Here is a 14,219-nt window from a genome sequence, read left to right on the forward strand (position 1 = left end):
AAGGGGCATTATAGGGGCAAAGAGTATTAAATAGCCAGCCTGTCATTGTGCTTTGCTTCCCGATCGTCGCGCATCTGTGCAATCTGTTTTCTGCGGGGCGCCGCCCACCCGCCGGGCCGCTAAACCGCAGTGTCGTCGGCGCTTAACGTGTCGATGTCTATCCGTTTGAAATCCTTGTCCAGCACTTCAATGCGCTCCCCGCAGGCGGTATTGCTGAGGAAATCGCAGCGCTCTGTGATGTTTGCATCTCGAATGCGCAGCCACTGAGAGAAAATAGGCACGAAATCAAAACCGGTTCGACGCTCAGTGACCCTTTCCCGGCGTGTGTCATCGTAGCTCGTAATCACGAATGGCGGCATAAACGCTTGTTGATTCAAGTCATCATGCTCCATATAAGCATCGTCCATGCCTTTATTGAACTGGCCTAAGCCGTGATCGGCAAAATAGAGCAGAGACCATTTGGCATCGTTAGCGGTGGCGATGCCGGTAATCTGCTGCAGCAGGGTATCGGTATTCTTGATGCTTTGGATATAACACGAGAGATCTTTTGACCGATAGAATTCATCATATTTGCCATTGGTCCTGGCGCAGGACTCAGGATGTGAGCCAATCAAATGTATAACGATGAGTTTCTTCTGCGCGCTGTCGGCCATCGCTTGTTCAATCGATGGCGTCAGTGCGCTGTCGGGATAATAGTGATGGTCGTTGGAGTCGCCGCTCTTAACAAAATAGCTCACGTCCGCCTGCCGACCGATGTCAGCCACAGGGCCGTCATAGCGTCCGAATCGCCCCTGATTTGAAAGCCAGAACGTTTTATACCCGGCCTTTTTGGCCAGCCTGATAATGCTGTTGTTGTACGCTATGCCGTCATCGCGTCGTGGGTAGAAGGAGGCGAGGAGCGAGGGAACGGTCGCAAAGCTGGGGGAGTAGTAATTATCAAAGAAAATCCCCTTCGCATTTGAGAGAAACGGCGTATTTTTGATGCCGTATCCATATGCATGCATATAGTCTCTGCGGACACTCTCACCAACGACCATGATGTAAGTATCATACTGACTGCCCAAATTAATGGGGTTCCATTCATCCTGCGTGGCGAGCAACGCTGCACTGACCTTTTCTTGCTCGGTGATGAGTCTATAAGGTTCATAAATATCGTTGACAAAGCGAATGGGGGTAAAATTAAATGTACGGTATGAGAAATTTTTTTCTTTTATATATGATGCGGCGGGATTAAAGGAAATAATCGCTACAGCGGTGAACATCATAACTGAAATGGTGCGCTTTTTCAGATTGATGCGCTTGGCCAAGAGCGCAATACAGGCGAAACCCAGCATCATAACCAGCAAGGAGAGCATGATGCTTGAGATCGGCGTGAGGCGGATAAACTCCAGGCATTCCGATGTGCTGGTATAGCGTGCGGCGGCAACCGTATTCACAGAGGGAGGGCCATATTTTACGGCGGTAGGGAGGTATGCCGCAGAAACGATGCTAAAGAGGGCAACGATAATGCCCCCGCCGACGCGAGATATCTGAAATGCCAGAATAACCAGCAGGGCCAAAGCGATGACGTACCCGGGCCTGACGGCGTATCCGCATGAAAAATTCACCAGGGTCGACCAAAAAAAGAGCGCAACAAAAATAATGTATTTATTATATTGTTTCATCCGTGACTATTCTGTGTGTTTTTATTGGAATTAATTATTAATTTTACCATTCATCCTATATTAATTCGATGGGAAAGACGCATTGATGGCCCGAATAGAGGTCAGTATTCAATCAGTTAGAATGTCTGTTGATGGTGAACGAGAAGACGGCCTGGCGAATATCGCCGCTTGCCGTATTTTTATTCTGCACTTGGCTATGTTTTCGTGTCATGAGCCGCCTATTAAATAACCCGATTTTCTGGCGGTGCCGCTCTTTTTTTGTTCGCGATTTTTCTAATCATGCCCCCTGGGTAATGTCGGCGGTTTTGGCAATCGCGTTTTAAGAACGGTCGAGCAAATCTCTTGAGCCGCGTTGCTTACCGGTCATACCCATGCTTTGATAGAGACGATACCGTCAATAATGAGAGGGAAGCATGCGCCATTTGCTCAGAACGGGTCTGTTATCGGGGCTGTTATGCATTCTTGCGCCGCCGGCGACTGCTGTCGATTGCTGTCTCTTTTTGTCGCAGGCAACGCTGGCGCAGATTAAAGCCCAGCCTGAAGGTGCGCAATATCGCGCTTTGCTGCGGGACGCCGATCGCGCGTTGCTTGAACCCTTGTACAGCGTGACGGCGAAAACGCTGACGCCGCCAAGCGGCGACAAGCATGATTATATGAGCCTGGCCGCCTACTGGTGGCCCGATCCCGAAAAGGCCGACGGCTTGCCGTGGATCCGCAAAGATGGGCGAGTGAACCCGGCCAGTAAGGACAATCGCAGCGACGGCACGCGGCTGGCGCGTTTTACCGAGACGGTGTGGACGCTGGCGCTGGCCGGCTATTTGTCCGGACGAGAGGCGTACAGCGAGCGGGCGATGGCGCAGATTCGTTACTGGTTTTTCAATCCGGCGACGCGCATGAATCCCAATCTCGATTATGCTCAGGGCGTCCCCGGCCGCGATGAGGGCCGGGGCAACGGTATTCTCGATGGGCGTTATTTCGCCACGCGCCTTGTCGACAGCCTGCAGTTACTGCGCGAAAGCGACGGCTGGACGGCCTTGGATGAACACCGAATGCGGCAGTGGCTTGAGAGCTATCTCGACTGGTTGTTGCACAGCGCGCCTGGTAAACGGGAAGCGGCGGCGGCCAACAATCATGGCAGTTGGTATGCGTTGCAGGTGGCGGGCATTGCCGCTTATCTGAAACGTGATGCGACGGTGCGCGAGATGATCGGATTGATGCAAAGCAAACTGGATGCACAGTTGGCCGCCAACGGCGCTCAGCCGCAGGAACTGCGGCGCACGCGATCGTTTCATTACAGCTATTTCAATCTGCAGGCTGCAGTGCTGATGGCGACGTTGGCACAACGTCAGGGGACCGATCTTTGGCGCTATCGCACCGCGCAAGGCAGTTCGTTGCTGGCGGCGCTGGATTTTATGGCACCTTATGTGGACGCCGCACGTGCATGGCCTTATCCCAGCCTCGATCGGGTCGGGGTGCGTCTGGTGCCGCTGCTGATCAGGGCGGATGCCGAGCTGGGCAGCGAACGTTATCGCAAAACGATTGCGCAGGCGAAGTTTGATCCTGCAGCCTGGTCAGGCGCATCCGGCTATGTGCGTGGTGCGGTGCAGGACGCGCAGCGCGAAAGCTGGCTGGAGTCAGGGCGCGAATCGTTCGCGCCCTGACGAGGTTACTCTGCGGCGGATTTTTCCGCCTTGCCGGCCAGCAGGCTGAGAAAGTCGTATTTCTCCTTCAGCTCTTTCTCGGCGGCCTGATACAACGCGCTGGCCACTTCCGGCTGCTGCGCGTTCAGACGACGGAAACGCTGTTCCTTCAACAGCGTTTCCGCCAGGCTGCTGTTCGGCGGCCGGGAGTCCAGCGCCAAGGCGGCCTTGCCCTCGGCGCTGCGGCGCGGATCGAAGCGGTACAGCGGCCAGAAGCCGGTGGCGGTCAACTGTTTCATCTGATCGTGGCTGAGCGCCAGATCGTAGCCGTGCTCTTCGCACGGGCTGTAGGCGATGATCAGCGACGGGCCCGGATAGGCCTCGGCCTCCTGAATCGCTTTCACCGTCTGGTTAAGCTGCGCCCCCAGCGAGATCTGCGCGACGTAGACATGGCCGTACATCATCATGCTGACGCCCAAATCCTTGCGCGCCTTGCGCTTGCCGTGCTCGCCGAACTTGGTCACCGCGCCGAGCGGCGTGGCCTTCGACTGCTGGCCGCCGGTATTGGAGTAGCACTGGGTATCGAGCACCAGCACGTTGACGTTCTCCGTCAGGCTGAGGACGTGATCCAAACCGCCGAAGCCGATGTCGTAGGCCCAGCCGTCACCGCCGATCAGCCAGATGGATTTATCCACCAGGTAATCAGCGTCGGCCGCCAGCTGGCGAGCGTCCTCGCCTTCAAAACTCGCCAGCAGCGTGCGCAGTTCGGCGATCTGCTTACGGCGCGGCTCCGGCGCCACGTCTTCCATCTGCAGGGCATTGACCAACTGCTCAGGCAGCTGCGGCGCCAGCGAATTCAGCAGGCGCAGCACCCGCGCGCGATGCTGGTCGACCGTCAGGCGAAAGCCCAGGCCGAATTCGGCGTTGTCTTCGAACAGCGAGTTGGCCCACGCCGGCCCGCGCCCTTCGGCGTTGGTGGTGTACGGCGTGGTCGGCAGGTTGCCGCCGTAGATCGACGAGCAGCCGGTGGCGTTGGCGATCAGCAAACGGTCGCCATAGAGCTGGGTCAGCAGCTTGATGTATGGCGTTTCGCCGCAGCCGGAACAGGCGCCGGAGTACTCGAACAGCGGGGTGATCAGCTGCGAGGTGCGAATGTCGATGCGCTCCAGCTGCGCCGGATCGATTTCCGGCAGCTGCAGGAAGAAGTCGTAGTTGTCTTTTTCCGCCGTCAGATTAGCGAGACGCGAAGCCATGTTGATCGCCTTGATCTCCGGGTTTTGACGATCTGTTGCCGGGCAGACCTCAACGCACAGGTTACAGCCGGTGCAATCTTCCGGCGCGACCTGCAGCACGTATTTCTGGCCGCGCATATCGCGCGCTTTGACATCCAGTGACTGCAGGGAGGCGGGGGCGTGTTCCATCTCCGCCGGCTGAACCACCTTGGCGCGAATGGCGGAGTGCGGGCAGGCGGCGACGCAGTGGTTGCACTGGGTACACAGGTCGGGCTGCCAGATGGGGATCTCTTCGGCGATATTGCGTTTCTCCCACTGGGTGGTGCCCACCGGCCAGGTGCCGTCCGGCGGGAAGGCGGAAACCGGCAGCGCATCGCCCAGCCCGGCGAGCATCGCGGCGGTCACGGTTTTGACGAAGTCCGGCGCGGCGTCCGACACCACCGGCGGGCGCATCGGGCTGCGGGCGTCGACCGGCTGCAGCGGGATCTCGGTCAGCGCGGCGCGGGTGGCACCCAGCGCCTGCCAGTTGCGCTCGACGATCTCCTGGCCCTTGCTGCTGTAGCTGCGGGCGATGGCATCCTGCAACTGTTGCAGCGCTACGTCGCTCGGCAGGATCGGCGTCAGGTGGAAGAATGCCATCTGCATTACGGTGTTGATGCGCGCCCCGAGCCGGCATTCGCGCGCCAGCTTGGCGGCGTTGATGATATAGAAACGCGCCTGGCGTTGGTGCAACAACGCCTGGACCTCCTGTGGCAGGCGCGACCAGACTTCGTCGGCGGCGTAAGGCGTATTGAGCAGGAAGGTACCGCCGGGCTTCAGGCGCTCGACCATCTGATATTTATCGATAAACTGCAGCTGGTGGCAGCCGACGAAGTCCGCGTGGCTGACCAGGTAGGCCGAGTTGATCGGCTGCTCGCTGACGCGCAGGTGCGACACCGTCAGGCCGCCGGCCTTTTTGGAGTCGTAGACGAAATAGCCCTGGGCATACAGCGGCGTGGCGTTGCCGATGATCTTGATGTTGTTTTTGGTGGCCGAGACCGAGCCGTCGCTGCCCAAACCGTAGAACAGCGCTTCCAGCGAGGCGCGCTGCGGCAGGATTTCGTCGCTCAGCGGCAGTGAAAGCCCGGTGACATCATCGAAGATGCCGACGGTAAAGCGCGCACGCGGCTGCGGCTGGGCCAGCTCGCGGAACACCGCCAGCGCACAGTCCGGGCCGAACTCTTTCGACGACAGGCCGTAACGGCCGCCGATCACCCGCGGCAGCGTGGCGCGCTCACCCCGGCTGTAGGCTTCCGCCAGTGCGGTCATCACGTCCAGATACAGCGGCTCGGCCAGCGCGCCCGGCTCTTTGGTGCGATCGAGCACCGCGACGCTGCGCACGCTGTCCGGCAATGCGCCGAGCAACTGCTGGGCGGAGAATGGCCGAAACAGCCGCACCTTCAGCACGCCGACTTGCTCGCCGCGTGCCAGCAGGGTGTCGATCACCTCTTCGCAGGTGCCGGCGGCGGAACCCATCACCACCACCACGCGCTCGGCCTGCGGGTGGCCGTAATAGTCGAACGGCCGATAGTGGCGGCCGGTAAGGGCGGCGAAGGCCGCCATGGCGTCGATCACGTGCTGGCCGGTGGCGTCATACCACGGGTTGGTGGCTTCACGCGACTGGAAATAGGTGTCCGGGTTGGCGGAAGTGCCGCGCACCACCGGATGATCCGGCGACAGTGCGCGGCGGCGGTGAGCGTCGATCGCCGCCTGCGGCAGCATTTGCCGCAGCGTATCGTCGCTGAGCGGCACGATCTTGTTGATTTCGTGCGAGGTGCGGAAGCCGTCGAAGAAATGGATAAACGGCACGCGCGCGTTGAGGCTGGCGGCCTGCGAGATCAGCGCGAAGTCTTGCGCTTCCTGCACGCTGCCGGCGCACAGCATGGCGCAACCGGTCTGGCGCACCGCCATCACGTCCGAATGGTCGCCGAAGATAGACAGCGCGTGCGTAGCCACGGTACGCGCGGCGACGTGCAGCACAAACGGCGTCAGCTCGCCGGCCAGTTTGTACAGCGTCGGGATCATCAACAGCAGCCCCTGCGATGAAGTGAACGAGGTCGACAGCGCGCCGGTTTGCAAGGCGCCGTGCACGGTGGCGATCGCGCCGCCTTCCGACTGCATTTCCACTACCCGCGGGATGTCGCCCCAGATGTTTTGCCGGCCATCGCCGGACCAGGCATCCGCCTGTTCCGCCATGGTGGAACTCGGCGTGATAGGGTAGATGGCAATCACTTCGTTGGTACGATAGGCCACGGAAGCGACTGCATTATTACCATCTGTAGTTATCATCGACGTTACCTTTTCATTGCTCACAAAGCCGCGAAAGCGCATTTCGCAGTAATGGAAAAAAGTCTAACAGAGGGGTTGAACGTGGCTTTATCGTGTTTGTGTGACGGGTGATAAATCGTCAAAGGCCTATTTCCTCGCCGATTGAGGGCCGGTGGCAATAAATTGTTTTCACCGTTTAAAGACAATTTATTTCAGGCGCGTCATAATTGCGCATCGGCAAACTGACAGAAGAAAACCATGAACGCATTTATGTATTTGACGATGGCGATAGTCGCGGAAGTGATCGCCACCACCCTGTTGAAAGCCTCCGAGGGCTTTACCCGCCTGTGGCCGTCGCTGCTGGTGGTGCTGGGCTACGGCGTGGCATTTTGGGGGCTGTCGATGGTGGTCAAGAGCATGCCGCTCGGCATCGTGTATGCGATCTGGTCGGGCATGGGCATCGTGCTGGTGTCGGTCGCTGCGGTATTCGTTTATCAGCAAAAATTGGATTGGCCGGCGATCGTCGGTATGGGATTAATTATTGCCGGCGTGCTGGTGATTAATTTATTGTCCAAAGCCTCGGTGCATTGAGTGTTATTTTAATGTGAAAAAAGGCCGGCGTGACAGCAAGTCGCGCCGGTTGAAGAATTCAGCCATCATTCACTGAAAATAGTGGAATGCTAATTACTTAGCGCCGCCAGCATAGCCGCAAATATCATCCTCTCCGGTAGCAAAAAATGCGCCGTCTTACTGAAAGCACGCGAAGATAATGAATACCGATATTGCGGGAGAGATCTCCCCGTCGGCAGCGGTGACGTTATCACTTCCTGCGTGCGGCCGGGGCCGGGTAGCAGGTGGCACCGTCACGTTTGGCACCGCGCGCCGGGGTGGAAATATTCTGCAAACAAAATAAATGTTCGACCGGCGCAAAAAAACGCCAAATAATGGCCGGAATATATTTTCATTATTTATATATCGAGCTAGATTAAACAAGTTTGCATCAAAGATAGCGAAACGTGTCCGCCAAGTGACGCGCGTTATCAGCAATGGCGATTTTACACAGCGCAGTTCCGGGTTCAGGAGTGGGATAATGACGACATCAAAATGGCTGCTTGCCAGCGCCGTGCTGCTTTTAGCCGCCTGCAGCAGCAATAACGAAGAGCCAGTACAGCAGGGCAACAGTGCCAGAATCAATACGTTGCAGACCAGCGCCGGTTGCGCGGCGGTCGGCGGCGTCACCACCATCACACACAACTTGAACGGCGAAGCGCTGCGCATGTGCCAGATGCCGAACGGCAAGCAATGCGAAGAACGCACGCTGGGCCTGGGCAGCTGCGCCGGGTAAGGGCACGGTCTCAGGCCCGGCGGCAGGATCAGTACACCCAATCGCGCAGGGTATAAACCAACGTGTGGCCGCTGCCGCTGAGCGTCAGCTGCTGCTCGTTTAGCGTCACTTCGGCGCCGTTTTCCAGCACGGTGCCGATCACCCGATCCCAGCGGTTGCGCTGTTCATCAGGGCACAGCCTGCGCGTCGTGGCCAGCGGTTTTACCGTCAGCACGCCGTCGCGTAATTGCCCCTGGCCGAAGAAGCGGTTGCACATCGCGCCGGAGACATGCAGGCTCTCGCCGAACTCCAGATTGAGCATGCCGCCACCCGCCGGTGATTTCACCGTTTCGCCATCCACGCTCTGCAACACAAAGTTGTGATGCAGCAGATCGTTTGGCGTGACGGCCGTGTGTGGTTTCATGTTGCACCCCGCCAAGGCCAGCGCCGCAAGGGCGGCTACCGTGGTTTTTCTCATCGCGTTCTCTCAAATAAACAGGGCGCCGCAAGGGCGCCCCGAGGTTACGCTCAGGCGTTCAACTGGTTCGGGCAGGCTTCGCCGCGCTCCAATTGGCCGATGTTCTGCAGCGTGGTTTGCGAAATGCTGGTCAGCGCCTCTTCGGTCAGGAAAGCCTGATGGCCGGTAAACAGCACGTTGTGGCAGGCCGACAGGCGGCGGAACACGTCGTCCTGAATCACGTCGTTAGACTTGTCTTCGAAGAACAGGTCGCGTTCGTTCTCGTAAACGTCCATTCCCAGCGCGCCGATTTTCTGCTGCTTCAGCGCGTCGATGGCGGCGGTGGAGTCGATCAGTGCGCCGCGGCTGGTGTTGATCACCATCACACCGTTTTTCATCATCGCGAAGGCGTCGGCATTCAACAGATGGTGGTTTTCCGGCGTCAGTGGGCAATGAAGGGTGATCACGTCGGATTGCGCATACAGCGTTTTCAGATCGACATACTCCGCGCCCAGCGCCAGCGCCTGTTCGCTCGGAAACGGATCGTAGGCCAGCAGCTTCATGCCGAAACCTTTCAGAATGCGCATCGTCGCCACGCCGATTTTACCGGTGCCGATCACGCCAGCGGTGCGGTTGTGCATGTTAAAGCCGATCAGCCCTTCCAGCGAGAAGTTGGCATCGCGGGTGCGTTGATAGGCGCGGTGAATTCGGCGGTTCAGGCACATCATCATGCCCACCGCGTGTTCAGCCACGGCCTCCGGCGAATAGGCCGGCACGCGCACTACCTTGATACCCAGCGCTTTGGCAGCGTCCAGATCGACGTTGTTGAAGCCGGCGCAGCGCAGGGCGAGGATCTCGACGCCCAGCGCCGCCAGCTCTTCGAGCACTTCACGGCTGCCGTCGTCGTTGACGAAGATACACACCGCCTTGCAACCGGCGGCCGTTTTGGCGGTTTTTTTGCTGAGTAAAAAGTCGAAGAATTCCAGCTCATAGCCAAACTGCTGATTCACCAGTTCGAGATATTTACGGTCATACTGTTTGGTACTGTATATCGCCAATTTCATCGTGGTTTCTCCACCGTGATTTTGTGATCAATTTAACAGATTTTGGTAAATTCGACAATTGGTTAGCCTTTTCGGCGCGGCCGGGCAGAGGGGCGTTAAACGGTGGGGAGAAGGCGAAGGGGGTGGCAGGCGGCAAAAAAATCCCCACGGGGGTGTGGGGAATGGCTTCTCTAGTACACAGTTAGCTAGCAGCTAAACTCTTATTAGAATGATTGCAAGACTATTAATCATCAATAGTAACAACAATAACAAAAGTCTGAAAACTGTCCTATTGATGTGAACTATATGTAACGAAAATCTACAATCCCGTACGCGTTTGCGCCAAAACGGTGCAAATCACCCCCACCGCCGCGCTTGGCTTCACCCTATGTCAAATTCGTGCCATCATTATTGTCAATTCAGGCATAGACTTAACGAATGCCTAACTCAGGAACAAAGCAATCATTTAATGACCAGGCGATTGAAAGTATTCATAGGGACGGTGGCGGGCTGCGTAATCCTGGTGCTGGCGTTGTGGCAAACCTTGCCGCGCTGGCTGCCGGGGGTGTTATCGCATTGGTTGCCGGCGGGGAGCCGGCTGGAGTTGCAGGGCACATTGCACTGGCGCCAGGGCGGTCTGGCATTGGCGGGGGCGCGTTTCACCGCCCAAGATTGCCTGCTGGCCAACCTTGGGCCGGCGCGGCTGGCTTATCGCCAGGGCCGCTGGCAGCTGTCGAGCGATAAGGTCAGCGTCGATACCGCCTGTTTGTCAAAACTGCCGGGCGGCGACGCCAACAGCGCGCCACTGGCGCTCGATCAACTGCAGCGACAGCTGCCGCCGCTGGATCTGGCCATTACTGAGCTGACGCTCATTCCCTGGCAGCGCTATGCCGGCAAGCTACAGCTTGCCTCCGGCCCTGACGGGCAACGCCTGCATTATCAGGGGCCGAATCTCAGCGCCGAGGCGCAGCTGGATGAAAAACAGCAGCTGACGTTGCAAAGTTTGACCATCGTCCCGCCCAACAGCGCACAGCCGCTGCACCTCGCCGGCAAGATAACCATTCCGCTGGATCTGGCCAGCCTGCCGACGCAGGGCGCGTTGCAGGGGGAAATGCAGATCGCCTATCTGGAAAAACCGCTGTTGCTGGACATGCGCTGGCAACAGCAGCAGGGCGTGTTGACGGTGAGCGAAAAAGGCGACGATCGCCCGCTGGCGGTGTTGCCGTGGGAAGTCGCGCCGCAACGGCTCAGCATCAAGCAGGGCGAGTGGCGTTGGCCGTACAGTGGGCAGCCGTTGAACGGCGGCCTGAGCATCGCGCTGCACGACTGGAGCACAGGGCTGGATGAAACGGAGATCAGCGCGCGGCTGAACGTGATCACCGCCGGCCACAACGGCAAGGGCAATGCCGTGCTCACCCTCGGGCCGGGCAAGGTGGGGTTGAGCGACAGCGATCTGCGCTTCCAGCTGACCGGCCAGGCCAATCTGGCCGATTTCTCTACCACCGCGTCGATCCCGGGCGTGCTCGGCGGCAGCATTCTTAATCCGACGCTGGTGCTTCAGCCGGGGTCGCTGCTGCGCCTGTGGGGCAAGGTGACGCCGGAGATGAAGCTGGAGGAGGCACGTTTACCGCTGGCGGGCGTGAAGGTCACCGCCGCCGGTATCACCGGCCGCCTGCAGGCGATTTTGAGCGCCAGCGACAGTTACTGGGGGCGCTTCAAGCTGCACCTGGACGGCCAGGCGCAGGATTTCTGGCCGGACAAGGGCGACTGGCAGTGGCGCTACTGGGGCAACGGCCGGTTGCCGCCGCTGCAGGCCGCCTGGGACGTCGCCGGCAGCGGCCGCTGGCAGGACAGCGAGCTGGTGCTCGATAAGCTCTCCACCGGTTTCGACAAATTGAAGTACGGTCTGGTGACGGTCGCCGCGCCGCGCCTGAGCCTCAACCAACCGCTGCGCTGGCAGCGCGATGAACAAAACCCGCAGTTCAACGCTGAGCTGCAGCTGGCGGCGGATAAGGTCAGCTTCAGCGACGGCGGCCATCTGCCGGCGCCGGTACTGGCGCTGCAGCTGAACGGCCGTTCGCCGGACAGTTTCCAGCTGCAGGGCAAACTGCAGGCGCAGCAGATCGGGCCGATCGCGCTGCGCGGCCGCTGGGACGGTGAACGCCTGCGTGGCGAAGGCTGGTGGCCGAAACAGTCGCTGAAGGTCTTCCAGCCGCTGCTGGCGCCGGATCTCAATCTCACCTTGCGCGACGGCGAGTTTTACGCGCAGTCGGCGTTTTCCGCCGCCCGCGAGCAGGGCTTTGAGGCCGGCGGCCACTGGGTGGTGAAAAACGGCGGCATGTGGCTGAAAGACGGCGAGATGAGCGGCCTGGATTTCATCCTGTCATACCGGTTCAAGCAGCATCAGTGGCTGCTGGGGGCCAAACGGCCGGTGTCGCTGCGCATCAAGTCTTTCACCAACCTGTTCGAGATGCAGAACATCTCCGCCGATCTGCAGGGCACCTATCCCTACAGCGAAGGGCAGCCGCTGACGTTGAGCAACGTCGGCGTGGACATGCTCAACGGGCATATCAGCCTGTCGGCGCTGCGCCTGCCGCAGCATGACGCTGCGGTGCTGAAACTGGACAAGGTCGATCTCAGCGCGTTGTTCACCGCCCTGAAACCGAAGCAGTTCGCCATGTCCGGCCGGGTCGACGGCGAGCTGCCGCTGTTCCTGAACCACCCGAAATGGCTGGTGCAAAACGGCTGGATCGCCAACGCCGGCACCCTGACGCTGCGGCTGGACAAAGACATGGCCGACGCCATCGGCAGCAACAACCTGGCGACCGGCGCGGCGATCGACTGGCTGCGCTACATGGAAATCAACCGTTCGCACGCCCGGGTCGATCTCGACAACCTGGGCGAGCTGACGCTGAGCGCGCGCATCGACGGCATCAACCCGCAGAAGAGCGCCAAGCGCGAGGTGATCCTGAACTATCGCCATCAGGAAAACGTGTTTCAGCTGTGGCGCAGTTTGCGCTTCGGCGACAATTTACAGGAGTGGCTGGAGCAGGCCCTCTCACAACCTGGGGAACAACAATGAAAATCATGAGTGTGTCGGCGCTGGCAGCGCTGCTGTGCGTTTCGCTGCTGAGCGGCTGCGTGCCGCGCATCGAGGTGGCGACACCGAAGGATCCGATCACCATCAATATGAACGTCAAGATCGAGCATGAAATTCATATCAAGGTGGATAAGGACGTCGAAAACCTGCTGAAAACCCAAAGCGGTCTGTTCTAGGAGCCGACATGAAAAAACGTTATGTGTGGCTGGCCGGCGCCGCCTGGCTGTTCAGCGGTGTGGCGATGGCGCTGACGCTGGATGAGGCCAAACAGCAAGGGCGGGTGGGCGAAACCCTGAGCGGCTATATCGCGCCGGTGCAGCAGGACGCGGAAACGCTGGCGCTGGTGAAGCGCATCAACGCCGGCCGCGCCGAGAAGTATCAGGAAGTGGCGGACGGCAACCATATCGCCGTCGACGAAGTGGCGCGCATGGCCGGGCAGAAGCTGGTGACGCGCGCGCAAAGCGGCGAGTATGTGCGCGGCATCAACGGCCAGTGGCTGCAGAAATAAAAAAAGCGCGCCGTCTGGCGCGCCAAGAGATACGGATAGCTGATTATTATGAGGGTAGTGCGGGTTTGACAGGACGTGTGTCTTGTCCGGCAGGGGCGTGGCGCCCCTGCGCAGGGTCTTAGGCAGCAACCACCTGAGACAGGGCCGCCTTGGCGTCTTCCTGGGCTTTGGTCGCCACTTCCGGGCCGTAGGCGATGCCTTCCGCGAAGACGAACTCCACGTCGGTGATGCCGATGAAGCCCAGGAACAGACGCAGGTAAGGTTCTACCAGGTCGGTTGGAGTGCCTTTGTGGATGCCGCCGCGGCTGGTCAGGATCACGGCGCGTTTGTTTTTCACCAGGCCTTCCGGACCGTTTTCGGTGTAGCGGAAGGTTACGCCGGCGCGGGCAACCAGATCGAAATAGTTTTTCAGCTGGGTCGGTATGTTAAAGTTGTACATCGGCGCGGCAATCACGATGACGTCATTGGCCTGCAGCTCGGCGATCAGCTCGTCCGACAGGGCCAGCGCTTCTTGTTGACGCGGGGTCAACGGAGCATCGGAAGGACGCAGCGCGCCGACCAGCTCACCGTCCAGCACCGGGATTGGCTGCGCGGCCAGATCGCGTACGGTGATGGCGTCGCCGCTGTGGGCGTTGCTCCATTGCTCTACGAAGAAATCGGCCAGTTGGTTAGACTGAGAGTAGGTCGCCAGGATGCTTGATTTCAGAACCAATACGTTGCTCATCGATAATTCCTTACGTTGTGACAGTGACATCAGGACTCAGCGTCCCTTGCATGAAGTACATGCTATTCACATTCCCCCCACAGTGATAGCGCAATATTTCGAGATCTTCGTTCGATTTTATTGAATGACATGGCGACGCTTTACTCGCGGAAGTAGGGGGAGAAAGCCGTTTGTGATAGGCTGTGCGGCTAAAGCAAAAAAATCGCTAAAAAAACACTAA

Annotated in this window: 11 protein-coding genes; 6 read left to right on the forward strand and 5 right to left on the reverse strand. The window is 59.0% G+C overall.

All coding sequences use genetic code 11. The features are described from left to right. Positions 1 to 119 precede the first annotated feature (119 nt). Positions 120 to 1,664, reverse strand: a complete 1,545-nt coding sequence (locus tag M6G53_RS00095) for a phosphoethanolamine transferase (RefSeq protein ID WP_253328203.1) — start codon at positions 1,662 to 1,664, stop codon at positions 120 to 122. Positions 1,665 to 2,077: 413 nt separating this feature from the next. Between M6G53_RS00095 and M6G53_RS00100 the strand changes: the two genes are divergently transcribed. Next, positions 2,078 to 3,325: an alginate lyase family protein gene (locus M6G53_RS00100; RefSeq protein WP_436286505.1), complete on the forward strand. Its 1,248-nt coding sequence runs from the start codon at positions 2,078 to 2,080 to the stop codon at positions 3,323 to 3,325. 5 nt (positions 3,326 to 3,330) lie between these two features. On the opposite strand, the gene nifJ is transcribed toward M6G53_RS00100, so the two are convergent. Further along, the gene (nifJ, locus tag M6G53_RS00105) at positions 3,331 to 6,864 is read right to left on the reverse strand and encodes a pyruvate:ferredoxin (flavodoxin) oxidoreductase (RefSeq protein WP_253328205.1); all 3,534 of its coding nucleotides are present in this window, start codon (positions 6,862 to 6,864) and stop codon (positions 3,331 to 3,333) included. A gap of 237 nt (positions 6,865 to 7,101) precedes the next feature. On the opposite strand from nifJ, the gene ssmE reads away from it, so the two are divergent. Then, complete coding sequence (ssmE, locus tag M6G53_RS00110) at positions 7,102 to 7,434, forward strand: multidrug efflux SMR transporter SsmE (RefSeq protein ID WP_253328206.1); 333 nt, start codon at positions 7,102 to 7,104, stop codon at positions 7,432 to 7,434. A 499-nt stretch (positions 7,435 to 7,933) separates the two neighbouring features. Continuing rightward, on the forward strand, positions 7,934 to 8,188 hold the full coding sequence (locus M6G53_RS00115; protein WP_206357491.1) for a DUF333 domain-containing protein: 255 nt from the start codon (positions 7,934 to 7,936) through the stop codon (positions 8,186 to 8,188). A gap of 28 nt (positions 8,189 to 8,216) precedes the next feature. On the opposite strand, the gene hslJ is transcribed toward M6G53_RS00115, so the two are convergent. Both hslJ and M6G53_RS00125 read right to left on the reverse strand, forming a co-directional pair. Next, complete coding sequence (gene hslJ / locus M6G53_RS00120) at positions 8,217 to 8,645, reverse strand: heat shock protein HslJ (RefSeq protein ID WP_253328207.1); 429 nt, start codon at positions 8,643 to 8,645, stop codon at positions 8,217 to 8,219. A gap of 50 nt (positions 8,646 to 8,695) precedes the next feature. Beyond that, positions 8,696 to 9,688 (reverse strand): 2-hydroxyacid dehydrogenase, encoded by a 993-nt coding sequence (locus M6G53_RS00125; protein ID WP_253328208.1) that lies wholly within the window; start codon positions 9,686 to 9,688, stop codon positions 8,696 to 8,698. 448 nt (positions 9,689 to 10,136) lie between these two features. Between M6G53_RS00125 and M6G53_RS00130 the strand changes: the two genes are divergently transcribed. The 3 genes from M6G53_RS00130 to M6G53_RS00140 are packed head-to-tail and all read left to right on the forward strand — an operon-like array spanning position 10,137 to position 13,275. Beyond that, complete coding sequence (locus tag M6G53_RS00130; RefSeq protein WP_253328209.1) at positions 10,137 to 12,749, forward strand: YdbH family protein; 2,613 nt, start codon at positions 10,137 to 10,139, stop codon at positions 12,747 to 12,749. Beyond that, positions 12,746 to 12,943, forward strand: coding sequence for a YnbE family lipoprotein (locus M6G53_RS00135; protein ID WP_123895056.1), 198 nt, complete (start codon positions 12,746 to 12,748; stop codon positions 12,941 to 12,943). The genes M6G53_RS00130 and M6G53_RS00135 overlap by 4 nt, the downstream gene beginning before the upstream one ends. Positions 12,944 to 12,951: 8 nt before the next feature. Continuing rightward, entirely contained in the window at positions 12,952 to 13,275 is a 324-nt protein-coding gene (locus M6G53_RS00140; RefSeq protein WP_253328210.1) for a YdbL family probable chaperone protein, read from the forward strand. Positions 13,276 to 13,393: 118 nt separating this feature from the next. On the opposite strand, the gene azoR is transcribed toward M6G53_RS00140, so the two are convergent. Next, a complete protein-coding gene (gene azoR / locus M6G53_RS00145) occupies positions 13,394 to 13,999 on the reverse strand; it encodes an FMN-dependent NADH-azoreductase (RefSeq protein WP_253328211.1) in 606 nt (201 codons plus the stop codon). Between the last annotated feature and the right edge of the window lie 220 nt (positions 14,000 to 14,219).

The sequence above is a fragment of the Serratia nevei genome, from assembly GCF_024160145.1.
Classification (GTDB): Bacteria; Pseudomonadota; Gammaproteobacteria; order Enterobacterales; family Enterobacteriaceae; genus Serratia; species Serratia nevei_A.